This is a genomic window from Exiguobacterium sp. s157, from assembly GCF_018618205.1.
Classification (GTDB): Bacteria; Bacillota; Bacilli; order Exiguobacteriales; family Exiguobacteriaceae; genus Exiguobacterium; species Exiguobacterium chiriqhucha.
In genome coordinates this window covers 46,882-65,027 of the sequence record NZ_JACSLQ010000002.1, presented here as the reverse complement: position 1 = coordinate 65,027, position 18,146 = coordinate 46,882, and the positions used below count along the sequence as shown (strand labels likewise).

General features: G+C 51.9%; 25 protein-coding genes. 7 read left to right on the top strand and 18 right to left on the bottom strand.

Translation table 11 applies throughout. The features are described from left to right. Nucleotide 1: 1 nt before the first annotated feature. The gene (locus KNP67_RS04160; protein WP_214755980.1) at nt 2-1,171 is read right to left on the bottom strand and encodes a GAF domain-containing protein; all 1,170 of its coding nucleotides are present in this window, start codon (nt 1,169-1,171) and stop codon (nt 2-4) included. 160 nt (nt 1,172-1,331) lie between these two features. After that, complete coding sequence (locus KNP67_RS04155; RefSeq protein ID WP_353048243.1) at nt 1,332-2,159, bottom strand: glycoside hydrolase family 191 protein; 828 nt, start codon at nt 2,157-2,159, stop codon at nt 1,332-1,334. A gap of 104 nt (nt 2,160-2,263) precedes the next feature. On the opposite strand from KNP67_RS04155, the gene KNP67_RS04150 reads away from it, so the two are divergent. After that, complete coding sequence (locus KNP67_RS04150) at nt 2,264-2,665, top strand: ion channel (RefSeq protein ID WP_233004872.1); 402 nt, start codon at nt 2,264-2,266, stop codon at nt 2,663-2,665. 13 nt (nt 2,666-2,678) lie between these two features. On the opposite strand, the gene KNP67_RS04145 is transcribed toward KNP67_RS04150, so the two are convergent. The 3 genes from KNP67_RS04145 to KNP67_RS04135 are packed head-to-tail and all read right to left on the bottom strand — an operon-like array spanning nt 2,679 to nt 4,318. Further along, on the bottom strand, nt 2,679-2,831 hold the full coding sequence (locus KNP67_RS04145; RefSeq protein WP_034779628.1) for a hypothetical protein: 153 nt from the start codon (nt 2,829-2,831) through the stop codon (nt 2,679-2,681). A gap of 48 nt (nt 2,832-2,879) precedes the next feature. Then, nucleotides 2,880-3,719 carry an aminoglycoside 6-adenylyltransferase gene (locus KNP67_RS04140; protein WP_214755979.1) on the bottom strand — a complete coding sequence of 280 codons (840 nt, stop codon included), beginning with the start codon at nt 3,717-3,719 and terminating at the stop codon, nt 2,880-2,882. After that, on the bottom strand, nt 3,716-4,318 hold the full coding sequence (locus KNP67_RS04135) for a pentapeptide repeat-containing protein (protein ID WP_214755978.1): 603 nt from the start codon (nt 4,316-4,318) through the stop codon (nt 3,716-3,718). The genes KNP67_RS04140 and KNP67_RS04135 overlap by 4 nt, the downstream gene beginning before the upstream one ends. A gap of 53 nt (nt 4,319-4,371) precedes the next feature. Between KNP67_RS04135 and KNP67_RS04130 the strand changes: the two genes are divergently transcribed. After that, nucleotides 4,372-4,818, top strand: coding sequence for an NUDIX hydrolase (locus tag KNP67_RS04130; protein ID WP_021065918.1), 447 nt, complete (start codon nt 4,372-4,374; stop codon nt 4,816-4,818). Here the strand turns inward: KNP67_RS04130 and KNP67_RS04125 are convergent. Further along, nucleotides 4,789-5,499, bottom strand: a complete 711-nt coding sequence (locus KNP67_RS04125; protein ID WP_131472193.1) for a YjjG family noncanonical pyrimidine nucleotidase — start codon at nt 5,497-5,499, stop codon at nt 4,789-4,791. The genes KNP67_RS04130 and KNP67_RS04125 overlap by 30 nt on opposite strands. A gap of 71 nt (nt 5,500-5,570) precedes the next feature. Between KNP67_RS04125 and KNP67_RS04120 the strand changes: the two genes are divergently transcribed. Further along, complete coding sequence (locus tag KNP67_RS04120) at nt 5,571-6,413, top strand: GNAT family N-acetyltransferase (protein WP_131472191.1); 843 nt, start codon at nt 5,571-5,573, stop codon at nt 6,411-6,413. A gap of 12 nt (nt 6,414-6,425) precedes the next feature. Here the strand turns inward: KNP67_RS04120 and KNP67_RS04115 are convergent, their stop codons facing one another. From KNP67_RS04115 to KNP67_RS04100, 4 genes are read right to left on the bottom strand one after another with little or no spacing between them, the layout of a single operon-like run. Beyond that, nucleotides 6,426-7,373, bottom strand: coding sequence for an alpha/beta hydrolase (locus tag KNP67_RS04115; protein WP_214755977.1), 948 nt, complete (start codon nt 7,371-7,373; stop codon nt 6,426-6,428). A 59-nt stretch (nt 7,374-7,432) separates the two neighbouring features. Further along, nucleotides 7,433-7,789: a hypothetical protein gene (locus KNP67_RS04110; RefSeq protein WP_214755976.1), complete on the bottom strand. Its 357-nt coding sequence runs from the start codon at nt 7,787-7,789 to the stop codon at nt 7,433-7,435. After that, nucleotides 7,789-8,544, bottom strand: a complete 756-nt coding sequence (locus KNP67_RS04105; protein ID WP_214755975.1) for an HAAS domain-containing protein — start codon at nt 8,542-8,544, stop codon at nt 7,789-7,791. Before KNP67_RS04105 ends, KNP67_RS04110 begins: the two co-directional genes overlap by 1 nt. Continuing rightward, entirely contained in the window at nt 8,519-8,872 is a 354-nt protein-coding gene (locus KNP67_RS04100) for a PadR family transcriptional regulator (protein WP_128123661.1), read from the bottom strand. The genes KNP67_RS04105 and KNP67_RS04100 overlap by 26 nt, the downstream gene beginning before the upstream one ends. 170 nt (nt 8,873-9,042) lie before the next feature. Between KNP67_RS04100 and KNP67_RS04095 the strand changes: the two genes are divergently transcribed. Next, entirely contained in the window at nt 9,043-10,500 is a 1,458-nt protein-coding gene (locus KNP67_RS04095) for an aldehyde dehydrogenase family protein (RefSeq protein ID WP_029594491.1), read from the top strand. A 41-nt stretch (nt 10,501-10,541) separates the two neighbouring features. Here the strand turns inward: KNP67_RS04095 and KNP67_RS04090 are convergent, their stop codons facing one another. From KNP67_RS04090 to KNP67_RS04075, 4 genes are all read right to left on the bottom strand, one after another. Beyond that, nucleotides 10,542-10,880, bottom strand: coding sequence for a zinc ribbon domain-containing protein YjdM (locus KNP67_RS04090; protein ID WP_021065910.1), 339 nt, complete (start codon nt 10,878-10,880; stop codon nt 10,542-10,544). A 66-nt stretch (nt 10,881-10,946) separates the two neighbouring features. After that, nucleotides 10,947-11,459, bottom strand: a complete 513-nt coding sequence (locus KNP67_RS04085) for a GNAT family N-acetyltransferase (protein ID WP_029594490.1) — start codon at nt 11,457-11,459, stop codon at nt 10,947-10,949. Nucleotides 11,460-11,570: 111 nt separating this feature from the next. After that, complete coding sequence (locus KNP67_RS04080) at nt 11,571-11,897, bottom strand: four-helix bundle copper-binding protein (protein ID WP_021065908.1); 327 nt, start codon at nt 11,895-11,897, stop codon at nt 11,571-11,573. 81 nt (nt 11,898-11,978) lie between these two features. Next, nucleotides 11,979-12,590, bottom strand: coding sequence for a serine/threonine protein kinase (locus tag KNP67_RS04075; RefSeq protein ID WP_029594488.1), 612 nt, complete (start codon nt 12,588-12,590; stop codon nt 11,979-11,981). A 153-nt stretch (nt 12,591-12,743) separates the two neighbouring features. On the opposite strand from KNP67_RS04075, the gene KNP67_RS04070 reads away from it, so the two are divergent. The 3 genes from KNP67_RS04070 to KNP67_RS04060 all read left to right on the top strand — a co-directional run bounded on the left by KNP67_RS04070 (nt 12,744) and on the right by KNP67_RS04060 (nt 16,181). Continuing rightward, the gene (locus tag KNP67_RS04070; protein ID WP_021065906.1) at nt 12,744-13,640 is read left to right on the top strand and encodes an aldo/keto reductase; all 897 of its coding nucleotides are present in this window, start codon (nt 12,744-12,746) and stop codon (nt 13,638-13,640) included. Between the two features lie 286 nt (nt 13,641-13,926). Further along, nucleotides 13,927-15,201: a hypothetical protein gene (locus KNP67_RS04065; protein ID WP_353048242.1), complete on the top strand. Its 1,275-nt coding sequence runs from the start codon at nt 13,927-13,929 to the stop codon at nt 15,199-15,201. Nucleotides 15,202-15,323: 122 nt separating this feature from the next. Beyond that, a complete protein-coding gene (locus KNP67_RS04060) occupies nt 15,324-16,181 on the top strand; it encodes a pirin family protein (RefSeq protein WP_021065904.1) in 858 nt (285 codons plus the stop codon). Between the two features lie 24 nt (nt 16,182-16,205). Here the strand turns inward: KNP67_RS04060 and KNP67_RS04055 are convergent, their stop codons facing one another. From KNP67_RS04055 to KNP67_RS04040, 4 genes are read right to left on the bottom strand one after another with little or no spacing between them, the layout of a single operon-like run. Next, nucleotides 16,206-16,508, bottom strand: coding sequence for a hypothetical protein (locus tag KNP67_RS04055; RefSeq protein ID WP_021065903.1), 303 nt, complete (start codon nt 16,506-16,508; stop codon nt 16,206-16,208). A 10-nt stretch (nt 16,509-16,518) separates the two neighbouring features. Then, entirely contained in the window at nt 16,519-17,301 is a 783-nt protein-coding gene (locus KNP67_RS04050; protein ID WP_214755974.1) for a CPBP family intramembrane glutamic endopeptidase, read from the bottom strand. A 15-nt stretch (nt 17,302-17,316) separates the two neighbouring features. Then, complete coding sequence (locus KNP67_RS04045; protein WP_214755973.1) at nt 17,317-17,778, bottom strand: GNAT family N-acetyltransferase; 462 nt, start codon at nt 17,776-17,778, stop codon at nt 17,317-17,319. Then, complete coding sequence (locus tag KNP67_RS04040) at nt 17,778-18,098, bottom strand: hypothetical protein (protein WP_131472181.1); 321 nt, start codon at nt 18,096-18,098, stop codon at nt 17,778-17,780. The genes KNP67_RS04045 and KNP67_RS04040 overlap by 1 nt, the downstream gene beginning before the upstream one ends. Nucleotides 18,099-18,146 lie beyond the last annotated feature (48 nt).

The following is an 18,146-nucleotide window of genomic DNA, read 5'->3' as shown; positions in this document are numbered from 1 at the left end:
GTCACACTCCCTTCTGGATTAAAATCCCTTCGATCCGGTCATAGATCCGTTGACGGTGTTCTTCACTCGTTCCTGGGAGTAAGAGCAACAGCTTGTTCTCATCCGGGTCATACCCGACGACATCGATCTCCCGTAAATAAGAATGGACGATGGCCTCGATACTCTCGAGTGAGACAGGCTCATAGCCGAGCGGATATTCGAGGACGATATACGGCTGTCCATGGTGAATCTTCTTTTGTTCTTGGATGGCGACGAGTTCTGTGAACGCTGTTTTCTTATAAAACGAGGTGCCTTTATGCATCTTCTCGTGCTGCTCTTTACGAATCAGGTTCTCGGCATTTTGAATGCGTGTGCCAATCCACGAGAAGAGGATATTGAGAACGTGCAAGTCATCGGTCGTCAATTTCCGAAGCGGCAACCGTTTGATGACGACGACTTCTCGGGTCATCCCGTCCACGATGATCGGTGCGAGCAACATCGGGTCCGTGTCCTCGTCGTCGAGTTGACGGAGCGTCGTCTCTTGGACTTGGAAGAACCGTTTGAACATGCTTGACGCCTCGTCAAGGAAAATCGTTTGCGGGAACTCTTTCGTTTCGGTTTGCCGAATCAAGAGGCGCATCGATTTCTGGGAGCGGTCGACGTGGTAAATGGCGACATCGCTCGCTAAAAACGTCTTTTTCAGCAGGCGAATCGTTTCGCTTCGAATCAGTTCCGGGTGTGGCAAGTCGAGCGATACGGCAAGTTCATACAATTGGTTCAAGCTGTATTCGGATTGAAGTAGTTTTTGACGAAGTGTCGTTTGCGAAGTGTTGAGTAAATCGACGGTCTCTTTCAAATACGTGTTCTCATCTTTCAGTTCCTCATTGCGGAACTGACTGATTTCATAACGCTCTCGAAATGAGGTGCTGAACAACCCGACGATGACGGTGATGGCGAAGTAGTAAAACAGTGTAAGAAGTGAGTTTGTATCGTAGAACAAGAGGAAGATGTCCCCTCCCATTAAGCCGGTGTATAACACTTTATAGAGGAGCAAGATGCCAAAACTGATTAAGCCGAAGATAGTGCCGTATCGTAAGGCGAATAAGATGGCGGCCACATAAAACAAGTTCAGTTCATTTTGAATCGTGCCTAGGCTGAAGAATAAATCGATTCCGATCAATAGTGCGAACACGACAAGAATCTCGACCCATTTGAGCCATGGACGGTCTTGAGCGTACAGAATGATAATCCCCTCCTCATGGATAACATCTCTTCAGTTTTTAATGCGGGATGATCCCCTGCCCTCGGACAGGTATACATAGTCCCTTATCTTCCCTTACCCTAATTACCCCCTAAAAATCCCACGTATTGTAATAAGTCGGTTCGTGATAATGGATGAATCCGTTCGCTTCGGCCATATCCCGACTTGTCGCCTCTTCTTGGTCTGAGACGGTGAGGACAGCGATTCCGTATTCGTCCTGAATCGCGTTCATTCGATCGAGCATCTCCATCGACCAAGAGTCGGACGTGATTTCCGTGTAGTTAAAACCTTCCCACATGAAGCCTTCCACATAAGGCGCGCTCGTTCGTTCGAGCGTCTCGATGCCCCAGTTTTGGACGACTGGGACGCCCGGATATGCCTTTTCAATCGCTTGTAAAAAGGCCTCGAGCCCAGCCAGCTGTTCTTCTAAGTCGTCCGGATAGTCGAGGTGGACGTCATCGATATCCCCGACCGTATCGAGGAAAATACCGTCCAAATGTTTATTGATGACTTGTTTTTGAATTTCGCGGATTAAAATTTTACGGAAATCGGACGAGCTGATATCCGTCAAATACGAATCCCATTTCGGGAAATAGATGCGTTCCCCGTCTCGATAGAAGAAATCGTCTTTGTCCATTTGGCCGATGAGCGCCCGATTCCACGTGTCTGCTTCCATCACGTTAATATAGCCGAGCACTTTCGTCCCGTTCGAGCGGATCGTCTCAATCTGTTCCGGTGTATACCAAATCGGTTCGATGATGACGAGGTCGTATCGGGCCATGTCTTCAATGATCGCCTCGGTCGGCATGTTGTAAAAAATCTTATAGGAATGGATTTCATCAAAATCAAACGGCTCTTTCGTCGTACATCCTCCTAAAAAGAAGATGAACAATAAGCCGCCCATTAAACATCGTCGCACTCGGACACCTCCTTGTTGAATGAATCCGTCTTGGTGTGAATCGGTCCGTTTGACGGTGAACGATCAGGGAAACAACATAATACAGACTGTCACAGAAGGGAGAAATGGGCGTGAATACCATTTTATTGACGATTGCCCTATTATTCGTCGGCTTGAACGTGTTTACCTTTTTTCGGCGCCAAACGTATAGACAGACCGGTTTCGACATGCGCTTGTTCAGCCACTTGTTCGTCAGCCTATTCGGCGTCATGATCGGGTTTGCCTTGATTTACTACGCGCTCTCACGCGATGGCGTCATATTGGTGACGTCACTCGAGACGATGAACGCGGTCGATCCGAACTGGCGCAATCTGCTTTACTTCAGCGGGGTCACGTTGCTGTCTATCGGATTCGGCGACCTGTTGCCAATCGGTCCGGCCCGGTTGTTCGCCTTGCTCGAAGCGGCCATCGGGATTTTGTTGCCGACAGCATTTTTTGTAAAATCGATATACAAAAAAGAAGACTGAAGAAAACAGTCTTCTAACGTCCAGTAATCAGCAAATACATGTTGAAGGCGACAAGTCCAAGCGGAAATAAGGCCACGACTAAAATCGGCCATTTTTTCGTCCGGATGCCGACAAATAAGAGTAAACTCCCCACTAGGAGCGCGATGAACGTCGTATACGGATTCAAGCGTCATTCCCCCTTCTATAGAGGGGCTTTTCCCGACTCAACCGAAAACTAATCGTTTGAACACCAAAGCGTAGAAAAGGCGTCACGAATTCGTCGGGCTTCCATCTCCGCAAACGGATATCCGGCTTGGTCGGCCACGCGGCGACTGACACATTCAAATTGTTCCACCAATGTCGCATGGGCCGTTTCCATCGCTGTCACTTCGACCAAAGTGTATGTATCAAGATAAGCCTGCCATACTTCAGGGGCCAGATGCTTCTCAAGCCCATCCCCGGACTTTCCTCCGTTCGCCGTAAAGTTTGTCGCAAAGCCGACGTCCCATGCAAGCATCTGCCGGAGCATCGTTCGCATGATCGTCACATGGTCGAAAGCGTATAACAGTTGACCCCGCTTGATACCTTTGACGACGTAAAGCGACACCCACCAAAACTCGTTCCAACACTGCTCATAGTCGAATCGGCTCGGTCGTTTGATGCGGTACGTGTCATCAGATGGGATCGTTTGACCGGCAATCTCGTCTTTATCAATGAGGACGAGACTGAGTGAGTCAGCGTGAATCGCTTCCTGCACGTCACGCATAGGACGGACGGTCAAATCGACGCGATGACCGGCTGCAAACTGGACGAGAAACGCGAAACGCTCATATTCGTCGCCTCCCGGCACCTCGTCCGGCGTCTGCATAATCAAGACGTCCCCGAGCGGCGCCATCCACGAGCGGTCCTCGATGAACGCGATCACGTCTTCGACGAAACAAGTGACATCGACGTCTTGAAAACGGTCTGGTTTTACGTGCGGATTGACGAGCGACCCGTTCAAGACGAGGACGCGGACGTCTTCCCGCTCCGCGGCCATGGCCGTCAAGTGCTCGAGCACTTGCTCATTGGTCATATGACGTTCGCCCCGAGCGAGCGGGCGACTTGGACGGCCTGCATGACGTCAAGCGTCGCTTGTTTCAGAATGACGTCCGAGAAATCGACACCATCCATCTCGGCCCCTACAAAATCGGCACCGGAGCAATCCGCGTGTTGCAACACGGCGCGGGACAAGACGGCGTTCGTCCAGCGTGATTCTTTCAAATCCGCACCGTATAAATCGGCCTCGGTCAACCGGACACCGGACCAATCCATCTTCCGGAGCGGGGCGTGACGCAGATTGACGAACGACCAATCTCCTTCACGCACGACGACCCCTTCGAACGTGCATGACTCGAACGACGAGCCTGTCATCTTGCACTGATCGAACTCGCTCAAAAACAGATTCGCCCCATTGAACTGACAGTTCAAGAACGAGCTGCCGCTGTGGCGCGAGGCGTTCCACTTCGAATCGGTGAAGTCACAGTTGATGAAACGACACTGTTCGGTCTCGAACTCGGTCGCATCGATATAGGTGAAGCGACAGTTCTCGAACGTCGTCTGCGTAAGTTGGATGTCACGGAGCGTCTCGTCGCGGAAGTCCTCACCTTTATAACTCTCATTTGATTGAAACATGACCTGCCTCCTTGGCGTATACTTGATGTAGCTTAAGGAATGGAGTGATGAAAATGGATATCGTATTTCCGACCGAGCACGGCACGTTCAATTATCGCGTTGCCGGCATCTGGGTCCAGGACGGTCATTTGCTCGTTCATCGGAACGTGAACGATGACTTTTGGGCGTTGCCGGGCGGCCGGGTCGGCATCGGCGAAGAAGCCGAGCTCGCCTTGACGCGTGAGCTGCAAGAAGAACTCGAAGCGACACTGACGGGAACGACGTTCGCTTTCGTCTCCGAAAATTTCTTCACGTATTTGGAGCGCACCGTGCATGAGATCGGCATGTACTTTTATGTATCGGGTGACCTCCCGCTCCGGCATGGAGACTTCCACGGACCGGAAGGCGATCACCTCATCTATCGTTGGCAGCCGCTCGACGCGCTCCGGGACTTGAAACTCTTCCCGGAGACACTCTATGCGTTGCCGCAATCACTGCCGCCCCACTTTATCGATCGCTGAGCTTGATAGAATCGACTTCAACTCGTGCAAGTCTTGAATCTCATATGTCGTCTCGACCGACGCCGCAATCTCGTGCGGATTGTACCAGCACGTGTCGAGCCCATACATGCGCCCGCCGGCGATATCTGCCGTCAGCGAGTCACCGACGATGAGTCCACGTTGCGGTGCCACGTTCGGCACGCGGTCGAACACGTAATCGAAGAACGGTTTCATCGGCTTTTGCGATCCGGTCGCATCCGAGACGAACACATCCTTGAAATAAGGAAGCAGTCCCGACGCTTCGAGCCGCTTGAACTGCGTCTCCGTCACACCGTTCGTGACGATATAGAGCGGATACTGTTCACTGAGCGTTTGGACGAGCTCGAGTGCCCCATCGATGATGTGTACCCCGTCGTGCAAATGGTCGCGATAGCGCTGTTCGACTTCATGCGCGTCGATTGTGATGCCGAGCGTATCGAACAGTTGCGTGTGTCGGCCCATTAAGACGTCTTCCCGTCCGACCTCGCCACGCTCGAACGCGCGCCATAATCCGTTATTGATCGTCACGTACTGTTGTTTCAATTCATCTGTCATCCGAACGTTGTGTGCCGCGAGCAACTGCTCCAAGGCGACGTGCTCGCTCTGTTTAAAGTCGAGCAACGTGTCGTCGACATCGAATAAAATCGCTTCATACCGTTTCATAATCTCTATTACCCCTCTCTGCCTCTAATGTACAGGAACAGACATAGAAGTTCAAAAAAGGAGCGAGCCCTATGCCCAAAAAGCCAATCACCAACCTCGAGTATTCGAACAAAGAACTCGAATCGTTTTTTTACTTTGCCGATGAGACATTCGGCATCGATTTTCGCGAGTGGTACAAAGCTGGCGAATGGACTGACCACTATCGCTGTTATTCATTGACGTTCTATCGGAATGTCATCTCGAACGTCGGGATGAGCCGAATGACAGTGATGATGGACGGAACCGCGCGCGAAGCGTATCAAATCGGAACGGTCATGACGGACGAGATCCGACAAGGACAAGGGCTCGCCACCCGCATCTTTAAGCATTTGTTCAAGCAGCATGACACGGATGGGTTGCCTTATTTTTTGGCTTGTAACGAAGGGGTTGCACCATTTTACGAGCAACAGGGGTTCTCCGTCCAACCCGAACCGGAGCTATTCGTTTCAGTCTCGGGATCGGCTTCCCTACTCGAACATGTCGACGTCGATGCCGAACAGTGGCGCCGTTTCAAACTGGAGTCACTCCCGTTTTCACCGCGTCTGTATACGACAGACGACATGCACATTTGGATGTTCCATTACTATCAAGGGATGGACGAGGACGTGTATCGTTTCGATGACGTCCATGTCATTTATATGATTGAGCGCTCGCGCTTAAACTTGTATGCCGTGCTGTCGCCGCGGCCTGTCGATATGCGTGACGTCGTGGCCCGGCTCTCCTTTGAAGGCATCACCGAAATCGTCTTTAAATTCACGCCGGACCTGGACGATGTGGAGCAACGTCCGTCCCGCGACGGCCAATGGATGATTCGCATGAACGAAGGACAATTTTTCCCGGAAGGTTGTCGCTTTCCTTATTTATCGAAAGCATGAAAAAAACTCGCCTTAGGGGCGAGTTTTTTGCGTATGGAAGGCATGTCCGAGCGACTGCGCCGCTTCTTTGACGGCTCGTCGCGCTTCCGGAACGTATGCGTAGTAGTTGACGAAGCCGTGGATGAGTCCTCCGTAATTGTGATACGTCACCGGGACACCGAGACTAATCAATTTATTGGCGTACGCTCGGCCGAGGTCACGGAGCGGGTCATATTCGGCCGTCAACAGCGTCGTCGGCGGCAGTTTCGCCAAATGTGGCGAAACGATTGGCGAGGCGTAGGGGTGGATCAATTCAGTCTCGTCATGAAAGTATTGGTGTTGGAACCAACGAATCAACGCCTCGTCGAGCAAATAGCCGGTCGCATACTCGATTAACGATAACGGCAGATTCTCCTCGGTCCCCGTCACCGGATAAAATAACAGCTGATGCATGGCGAGGGGACGGCCTTGCTCGATGGCCATCAAAGCGCTGACCGTGGCGAGCGTCCCCCCAGCGCTGTCACCGCCGACGGCGATGCGCTCGGCATCGATTTCGAGTTCCGAGGCGTGATCCGCAATCCAAACGAACGCCTCATAGCTGTCGTAGACGGCTGTCGGGAATTTATGTTCCGGCGCGAGTCGATAACCGACCGAGATGACGGTACAGTCGGCCTCATTCGCGATCGTCCGGCAAATCGCATCATGCGTGTCGAGACTCCCCGTGACATAGCCACCCCCGTGATAATAGACGAGGGCAGGGGCAAACGTTCGACTCGATCGATAGATGCGGATTGGAAGTGAGCGATTCGGGAGCGTGATCCAGCGCTCCTCGACATCAAGCACATGTTCTCTATGTTGAAATCGGGTCATCATTGCGTCTTCTTGTCGTCTTAATTCGAGCGGATCCAATTGGTCATATGTGGTCGAGAGCTGATTTTGAAACTGGTTCAAATAAAATTGAATCGTCGGATTGACTGGCAATGGGAATCCCTTCTTTCTCTTTTAGGCGTTCAGTTGCCTATTCCCAGCCGCGTCCGACCTTAAGCAGATTCACGTGCTTTTTGCAAAGCACGACGATACATATACGCCAAAACGACACCACTCGCGTAAACAATGGTCCAGACATTCACGAGGATAGACTGGCCAATCGGCTTGAAGAAATAATCCCACGCCCCATCGACGTGCCAAACCATCGCCGTGGAAATGACATACGATACGATGAGCCCACATGCGAGCCACGGGACCATCCCACGCCGCCCAAACCACCACACACTCGACCACACGATCGCTGGAATCAGAAGATAACCGAGCGCATTCCCCCATAGAAAGTCTGCCGCTGTCACGAAAAAGCCCCACGGCAGACACAAGATCGCGACAAAAATGATTCGTCCGAGCATCATGCTTGCCCCTGTTGATTCTTTTTCCACCAGACGAACAAGAAGACCCCCATCCCGACGAACAGAATCAGCATCGAGAAAATAAGTTGTTGCTCGAGCGGCAAACTCGTCTGGGCAAACGCGTATTGTGGTCCGAATAAGAGAATCGGAATGATCAGATTGATCCATGTCTTCGTCCACACCGAGACAGTGAGCAACGTGACGACGGCCAGTCCGAACAATACGAGTTGACCGGTTGGACCGAACACGATCGTCGGGGTCTCGACGAAGATGTCGAGTATCATCAGCCCGAGGAACAATGTCATCGGCAGCGCAGCGAGCGTGATGTACGTCGCCCCATTTTTAAATTTGCTTTCTTTTGAGCGGACCGACATGTGGCGGAACGCTTGTGAGGCGGCCAGCAAGAACAGGACGGCGATGAGCGGGAACCCAATCAACTGGACCGTCGAGAATGTCATCTCGCCTTGAATGAAATTAGCGATGATGATGTAGGCGAACACGTTCGGAATGATCATCGCAACAATTTTGACGAATCCCTTCACGTCAAACGTCATCTCGCTTCCGAGGTGTTGCATGTAGTCTTTCGGGCTCTGGCCGACGACCTCGTCCACACCTTTTCCCGCTCGTTCCGCTTCTTCGAGATGGTCTTTTAACTCCTCGACAACTTCTTTTACTTCATCTTCCGATTTCCCGCTCGACATGAGATATACCGCCAAGTCATCCAAAAAATCACGACTCTTTTTTAAAAGTTCCATCTTCATTCCCCTCTCCGAGTACGCGGTCGACACCGCTTGACACTTCCGCCCAACGTTGTTTGAAGGCCAGCAACTCTTGGTGCCCCGCCTCCGTCAAAATGTAATATTTTCGTTTCGGTCCCCCTGATGGTAACGCTTTTTGGACCGTCTCGACCCACCCTTCTTTCTTCATCCGTAACAGGACCGGGTAAATACTGCCCTCACTCACCATCGTGAATCCGTACGCCTGCAACTTCTCCGACATCTCATAGCCGTACGTCTCTCCTTTATCGATGATGGCCAACAGGCAACCTTCGAGCAATCCTTTTAACATTTGACTCATCGCCATGGCGTATCCTCACTTTCACCAAACTAACTTGTTATACATAATAGTAATGGAAGGAGCTACCATTTGCAACTACTTTGTAAAACAAGTTAGTTGCGCATCGATAGGTTTAATTTTTCAAATCAGGTGAATACTTCTTAAGGTGAAGCAAAAAGATAAAGGAGTGTTTGAACATGCATACCGATTTTACGAAGATGTACATTGATGGCCAATGGGTCGAAGGATCAAGCGACAAATCGATCGATAACACCAACCCGTTCACGGACGAGACATTGTTCTCGATTCGTTCGGCCGACGAGTCTGATCTCGACAAGGCTTATGCCGTTGCGAAAGAAGCACAAACCGAATGGGCGACGATGCTGCCACAAAATCGACGGGCCTTGATTGAGAAGTTCGCCGAAGTGACGTTACAACATAAAGAAGACATCATCGAGTGGCTCGTCAAAGAATCGGGTAGCACACGTATCAAAGCAGAAGGTGAATTTTTAGCATCGATGGCGATCATCAAAGAAGCGGCGACGTTCCCGTTCCGCATGGACGGACTCATCAAGCCGTCAATCGTCCCGAACAAAGAGAACCGGGTTTACCGGAAACCGCTCGGTGTCATCGGCGTCATCAGCCCATGGAACTTCCCGTTCCACCTCGCGGTCCGCTCAATCGTCTCCGCGCTCGCGACGGGCAATACCGTCGTCGTCAAACCGGCGACAGCGACACCGGTCACAGGTGGTCTCCTGTTCGCCTCGTTATTTGAAGAGGCGGGTCTTCCGAAAGGCGTCTTGAACGTCGTCGTCGGTCGCGGTTCGGAGATTGGGGACGCCATCGTCGAGCATCCGGTGCCAAAACTCATTTCGTTCACTGGTTCGACCGAGGTCGGCAAAGGCATCGCCGAGAAGGCCGGACGCCTGTTGAAGAAAACAGCGCTCGAACTCGGCGGGAATAACGTCTTCGTCGTGTTAGACGACGCCGACATCGACCGTGCCGTCGAATCGGCCGTCTACTCGAAGTTCTATCATCAAGGGCAAATCTGTATGTCGACGAACCGGATTCTCGTCGCCGAGTCGATTCACGATGCGTTCCTTGAAAAATTTGTGGAGCGGGTTCGCGCCTTGAAGTTCGGCAACCCGAACGAATCGGATACACAAGTCGGGCCGCTCATCGATCACGATCAAGTCGACCGCATCCTCGATCAAATCAAGCAGACGGTCGACGCCGGTGCGACGCTCCAGGTCGGCGGCAACGCTGACGGGAACGTGCTCGAGCCGACCGTCGTGAGCGGTGTCACAAATGACATGCCACTCGCGAAAAATGAGATTTTCGGACCGGTCGCCGTCATTCTGTCGTTCAAAGATGACGCCGAGGCGCTGAAACTCTCGAACGAACTCCCGTACGGACTGAGCGGTGCCGTCCACGGTTCAATCTATCGCGCGACCGAGTTCGCCCGCCAAGTCGAGACGGGGATGATTCACGTCAACGACCAATCGGTGAACGATGAGCCGCACTTGCCGTTCGGTGGTGAGAAAGATTCTGGTCTTGGCCGTTTCAACGGCGAATGGGTGCTTGAGGAGTTCACGACGCTCCAATGGGTATCGGTCATGCATGAACGCCGTGAATACAAACCATTTTTCTCATAAGCACAAAAAACTGTTTCGGTCCGTGGACCGAAACAGTTTTTTTATACCTTCTTGACGAATTCTGATTTGAGCTTCATCGCACCGAAGCCGTCAATCTTGCAGTCGATGTCATGGTCCCCGTCGACGAGACGGATGCCTTTCACTTTCGTGCCTTGTTTGACGACGAGCGACGTCCCTTTCACCTTTAAATCTTTGATGACCGTGACCGTGTCCCCGTCTTGGAGCACGTTTCCGTTCGCGTCTTTGATTTGCGCGTCCGCTTCTGCTTCAGCCGCCTCACTCGGTGACCACTCGTACGCACATTCTGGACAGACGAGCAAGCTCCCGTCCTCATACACGTAAGACGATTGACACTTCGGACAATTCGGTAGTTCTGTCATGCTGATTCCTCCATTCGATTCACTGTCCCCAGTATACCGTATTTTCGGAACGTCGACAGCTAGCGGTCAGCCTTCTTGCGGAGCCTCGGGGCCTTTCAAATCGAGTTGATAAAACGATAAGTCGAGCCACTTTCCGAACTTGTAGCCGGCTTTTTTAATCGTACCGGAATGGACGAACCCTAACTTTTCATGTGCTTTGACGCTCGCGATATTGGCTGCATCGATGCCACCAATCATCGTCTTCACATCCCGCTCTTCACCGATCCGGATAATTTCTCGGAGCAACTTGTTGCCGATGCCTTTGCTGCGGTATCCAGGATGGACGTACACCGAGTGTTCGACCGTATAATGATAGGCCGGCCAAGGACGAAACGGTCCAAACGTGGCAAAGCCCATCACGACATCCCCTTCCTCCCATACGATGATTGGAAGTCCGGCCGCTTTTTTCTCCTCGTACCAAGCGATTCGATTTTGAAGCGTCACCGGTTCGTAGTGATAGACGGCGGTACTGTTGACGATGGCATCATTATAAATATGTAAGACAGCTTGAAGATCATCTCGACGACAATTGCGAATCATGAGAACACCACTTTCATACGTTTTCTTCATTATACTTATCTCGATTTCAAAATACACCTGGCGATTCGCTCCCACATAAAAAAGTCAGCCGTTTTGACTGACTTTTTCACATTATGCTGCCAAACGATCGCACATCGAGGCGCACTCGACACAGACGCGCGCACATTCTTGGCAATGGGCATGCTTATGTTTCTCGCATTCCTGGGCACACGCCTTACAGACGACCGCACAAGCCCGGGCGAGTTCGGGCACGAACGCCGAATCTCGCGTCATCGCCTCGGCGAGAAACGAACAGATGGCGGCGCACTCCCGGTCGAGCCGGATGCAGTCAACCATCATCTTAACGTCATGTTCTTCCAGGCACGACTCGAGACAGTAATTACACGTCTCCACACAATCACGTAACGTCTCCAGTTCATTTGCATAAATCCGATGCATACAATCAGCCTCCTTTTCCAAAACGAAGTGACAGTCACATCCTCTTTGTTCCCTAATCTTCAAAAGAAAAACGACCGTCGACTAGTGTCTCGGGTCGTTCACAAACGTACGGTATAAATAGGCGACTCCGTTCAACAAACGCTCTGAATAGCGCTTCGGCATGAAACGGAGCCGATAAAACCGATACATCCGCTTCAAGTCTTCCCATTGGTGATCGACGTGCTGTCCTTGGCGGAAGCGGGCCAAGTCGATTAAATAAATACGGCCTTCCGGCGTCAAAATCAAATTGCGCAAATGAACGTCCGATGGCGTCAGCCCGAGGTTTCGTGCCGCGATGAGCGCTGCATCGACTTGCTGAATGTACGACGCATCAATCCAAATTCCTTCCGTCAAACATTCGAATAGCGTCTTGCCCTCGATGTAGTCGATGACGATATAATTCACACCTGCTTCATACAAGCGTGGGAATTGAGGTAACCCTTCGAGCGTTCGATAAATCACAGCCTCTTCAGCTGCGATATGCGTATAATCCGGAAAGAACACTTTGATGACGAGTCGCGTGTCTTTTATGCGAAACACGGCGGCACTGCGCCCAATCCCGTGCAGTTCGAGATCGGCATGAGCGGCGGTCACGTATGTTTCCTGACCTTGTTGCTCAAACGTGACGTTCGCATATTGTTCGTAATGATTCATAAGTCACTCCTCTTTTTCTAATCATCTCTGTCTCATCATAACTGAAATCGCTTTAGTTTGACTCGGTTCATGTCCTTCCAATACGCCCCAAAAGTGACGCCCTCCTGTTTTATCCTTATAATGAAAGCGACAAACAATGAGGAGGAACTTACCATGCAACGCATCGAACTGACAGAAGACTTATCATTCTCACGAATCATTCACGGCATGTGGCGTTTGGCCGAATGGGACATGAGCCCGCAGGAACGCCTCACTTTCATCGAACAATGTATCGAACTCGGCATCACGACGTTCGATCACGCTGATATATACGGTGGCTATACGTGTGAAGGATTGTTCGGCGAAGCGCTTCGTCTCAAGCCATCACTCCGCGATCAAATCGAGATTGTGACGAAGACCGGCATCAAGCTGACAGGCTCTTTCAACCCTGGCCAATCCATCAACCATTATGATACGACGAAAGAACATATCATCCGTCAAGCCGAGCGCTCGCTACAGGAGCTCGCCATCGATCAGATTGACACGCTTTTGATTCACCGTCCCGACCCGCTCATGGACCCGGACGAAGTCGCCGAGGCGTTCATCACGTTGCAACGAAGCGGAAAAGTGCGTACGTTCGGGGTCTCGAACCATGTGCCGGCAACCCAACAGTTGTTACAGTCACGTTTACCGTTCCAACTCGTGACGAACCAGCTTGAGCTCTCACCGATGCAACTGAAGCATTTTGAAGATGGTACTGTCGACCTATGCCACGAGAAACGGATGCCACTCATGGCGTGGAGCCCTCTCGCCGGCGGACAACTGTTCACCGAGGCCGCTTACGCACCGCTTCGTGAAAAATTGGAGGAAATCAGCGATCGACATCAAGCGGGCGGCATCGACGCCGTCGTCTACGCGTGGCTCTTGAAGCACCCGGCCAAGATCATGCCGATCGTCGGATCTGGGAAAATTGAACGAGTTCGGACCGCCGTCGATGCGCTTCAGATTGACCTGACGCGAGAAGAATGGTTCGAAATTTTGAAGGCGGCCCGTGGTCGCGACGTGGATTGAAGGTAAAAATAAACAAATAACCCCTTTTTAATTCCATTTTGTTATTTTCGACGATTTTCGTCATTTTCAAGAACGTCTACATCACAACGTTCATTCGTCAAAAATCGACACGTGTCAAATGGAGAAATTCCATTTCATATCCATAAGTGTAAAACAAGCCCGTTCAGTTCAAGTGGAGCGGGTTTTTTGATTTTTTTAAAAAAAATCGCATTAATTTTCCTAAGACTATAGTCACAAAAAAATGGTGCTAAAATGATGAAAGTTAATCATTAAAGGAGTGCGCCCTGTGAAAAAGTACCTGATTCTTTGTACGCTCGCCATGTTGTTCGTCCTGTTCGGATGCGAAGAAGAACATGCATTTCGTTTACATACGGCTCCAGAGTACTATCAAGGTCGCGCCTCTCTGCCTTCTGGTCAACAAATCGAGATGACCGAGTCCGACCGGACGAACGTCCTTGATGCCTGTTACCCAGAGGACGCCATCACCCGTGTGCCTGACGGAGAGCGTCTCTTGATTGGCACGGTCAAATTGAGCCAACCGCTTACGACGACGGCCTCGACCGAAGTCTTTCCGACCGCCACATTTTTTGAAGTGGAAAATCAAACCTACGTCCAATGCCAAGGCGACACCATCACCTATATGAAACAAATCGATGCGTTGCCGGATAGTCTCACTCCGTACCGCGACCAAGCCGTCTCATCATCCGCGACGTCCAACCTTCGCGTTGCGCAACCGCACGAGCAAGTCCATTTCACCGAAGAGATGAAAAAACCGGTCGGCAATGAGCCTTATCCAAAACGTCACGGTTTCGAACAGACGCTCGTCCACGTGACGATGCCGTTCAACGGTTCGTTCGAATTCACGTTCGAATCACCCGAATCGCGTGAGACCATCACGTTGCCCATCAACGAATCGTCACGTCAACCGTTCCTGTCCCTCGGCTTAGGGACCGAAGTGTCTCAAGACACGCAACAGTACGGGCTCCATCTGTCATCAGATCAGACGTTATATGAGGACGTCCTGCGACCGCAGGATGCCACCTACGATCGAATGCTCGGGACGCGGCAGGCGAGCACGCTCCCGACCAAGCTCGTTCCGAACGAGCGCTATCCACTGTTCAGTTTCTCCTTCATCCGCGATGGCAAACCTTATAAACAAGTCGTTTCTATCACCTATAAAGAAGAGACGTTGTTGCACGGCGACCGCTTGAAGACAAAAATGCGGCAACAATTCGCCCATCGACGTCACGTCGTCGCCCATGAACTGGCTCTAATCGGCACAGAATCAAAAGATGCACCGTTCTTGCATCATGCCAACGCCGAGACCGTCCAGTTCGTGTTTCAAGCCATCGATCGCTCAAAAGCCGTGACCACGGCCGGAACCCCAGCGCCGACCCCTTATTTGACGGTGTTCGAGGGCATTCGTGCTCAAACGTTCGATATCAGTTACATGGAAGATGATGTGATTTTGACAAACACGAAGACAGGCTCACATTTCAAATTGCTCCGCGCCGATGCCGAACGGTGGCGCGACCTTTCCATCGGACAAGCAAACAACTGACGACACTTTTCAAGCCAGACTGGCTCACCGGTCTGGCTTTACACGTTATATAGGCAAAATCGGAAAGCCTCCTTGGCTCGCTATGCGACAATGACAACAAACAGTGCAAAGGAGAGAGTGTGATGACGAAACGATTCGAGCGCGACGTCGCCAGCCATTGGCCGGTCGCCTATAAACAAAACGGATATCCGCACGTGCAGCAGGGTTGGGTCTTGCCTCCGGAACGAAAAGACGAGTTCGACCCGTTCATCTTGATGGCCGAGGACTGGTTCAAGCGGGGAACGTTCTCTGACCATCCTCACCGCGGCTTCCAGACCATTACCTACGTGATTGACGGACGACTTGAACATATCGACAACCATGGCGGACATTCGATTTTAGATGCGGGTGACGTTCAATATATGAATGCGGGCTGGGCGGCACGTCATGCCGAGGAGGCCGTCGACGACGACTTGATTCATACGCTTCAACTATGGCTCAACTTGCCGAAAACACTTAAAACGACGACGACATCTTACCAAAACGTATATGTCGAAGAGGCACCGCTCGTGCCGATTGACGGAGGACACGTGCGTGTCTATTCGGGTGACATCGCCGGAGTGACCGGACCGATGGACAGTCTCGTTCCCATCACGATGAGCGAAGTGAGCTTACAGAGTGGGGCCGCCTATGAGCACATCATCCCGACGAATCATAACGCTTTCGTTTACGTTCTCGCGGGTTCCCTCGAACTCGGGACGTCAGCGACACCGCTTGCGAAGACGCACGCGGCGACGCTCACGTACGATGAGACGAGTGACGGTGAGAGCGTGGTCCGCCTCAAAGCGACGTCACGTGCGAAACTGCTCATCTACTCAGGTAAGCCGATTCGGGAAGACTATATCGCCCACGGTCCGTTCGTCATGAACACCGAAGAGGAGATTCGTCAGGCGTTCCGCGACTACCATGCCGGTGGTTTCGGTCCCCCGGCCGTCAAATAAAATAAGCCGCGCCTAGGGCGTGGCTTATTTTTTATCTGGCATGAGCACGGTCTGCTGCGTCGGGACACGACCGATTGGGACGGTCCGTTCGACGAGGACGTACCGCTTGCCGTTCACTTCAAACTTCCGGTCACCGAGGTAATGAGCCGACTTCCCGTCTTCATACAGCTTCGTCAAAATCGCCGGCACGTACTCGTTCAAGTTCGTGTAGTGCTCATCGAGCGTCATGACAATATTGCCTTTCCCATAGCCTAACCATTGGTTCGACATGAATAACATGAGCGAAATGGTGCCGATGACACCGATGACTAAAATGACTGTCTCCATCAAATCCTCCTCATCTCACCTTCAAAAATTGTGAATCGTAGCGTCGCGCCAATACGAGCACGAGGCCAATCAAGAGCGCAGACGAGACGACCGGTACAAGGTCCGGCAAAGCATCCCCCGCGCTAAAAAAATCGAACGTCCCGTGAAAGATGATCGCCGGCCAGATGTTTCCCTCGGCCTGAACGGTCAACCATCCTAAAAAGAACGAACCGAACAAAAGACCGATCCCCCATCCCATCACCATGAACCCTGACATCGCTTGAAAGTCAGGATCATATAAAAAGACGGGCACATGCCAGAACGCCCAGACGAAAGCGATGACGACGGTCGACGGTCGGACGGCCATTCGTTTGCTCAACGCCGGGAACAAATACCCGCGCCATCCGCTCTCCTCACCGAGGCCGTACGTCGCCACCCAGAGCAACCAGAGCCATACGGGCGACCATGCCGGCAACTTGTCATTGGCGAACCAGCCCGGGACGTCCGGTGTGCCTACAAAGATGGTGATGACCATCATGCCACATCCGAACAAGACAACCGGCAACAGCACGGCGAATAGCATCCAACGAGTTGCGACGCGTCCGTAGAGCCGGCGTAGAAACACTTGAAACGCAGACCATCCGTCCAGCCAAATCGTCGTCAGCCATGCTGCGACGAACGGACCGAACGCGCCGGCAAAGTGTAGTGCTGACGACGAGACGCCGGTCGAGCGAACGAGCCAAATATTCAGGCCCCAACACGACCACGACAGGCTGAACGTCAATACAAGGAACAGCGAGATACGCCGCGCCATGATGGGCTCTCCTTTCTATAGATGCTTCACGACGAACTGTCGCTTCGGCTGAAAGCCAATTTCGCTATAAAACGCGGCCGCCGCTTCGTTCACCGACCAATAATCCAGTTCGATTGACGGAAATCCGTGTGCGATGGCATAGCGTTTCACTTCTTCCATGACCAAGCGTCCATACCCTCGCCGCTTCGCCTCCGGGTTAATGCTGATTTGATGCACGTAGAGTGTCCGGACAGCTTTCCGAAACGCGTTCGCCTCACTCACTCGCTCTTGAAAACAGACGTAGCCGACTGTGTCTCCGTCGACCTCTGCCGTGAAGAAATGATAATCGTCTCGCGCCATCATCTCCGAAAACGCCGCTTCCATCGAGGCGTGATTGTAAGGCGCAAAGAACGCCGGCGCCAACTGAAGATGATGTTCATGGATTGGACAGTTCAACGTCGCAATCAACGCCGCATCGTCGGTTCGTATCAACTGCATCATAACGGCCACGAACCTTCATTTTTATAGTCCCGCGTCTCCGTGACCCCGTGCGGCTTTTCATCCCCACGCAACGTATGGTTTGTCGTTTCCTGCTCTTTGCCGTGCAAACGGTGTTGAATCGGACGGGCCAGGAAGTAGCCGCCGAACAAGGAGACCGGGAAAATGATAAAGGCGGTTCCTAGAAACAGGTAGGCGTATGCACGCATCTCGTCTATTCCGACGAAGTGATTGACGCCATAGCGCAATCCAAAAAATAAGCCGACAAATAACAGTGCGACAAACGCGTACTCGATACATTTCCCGAGAAATCGTTTCATCTCATGACCCCCCTCAACTGATTAGTTTTCTGTACGAGATGAAACGGT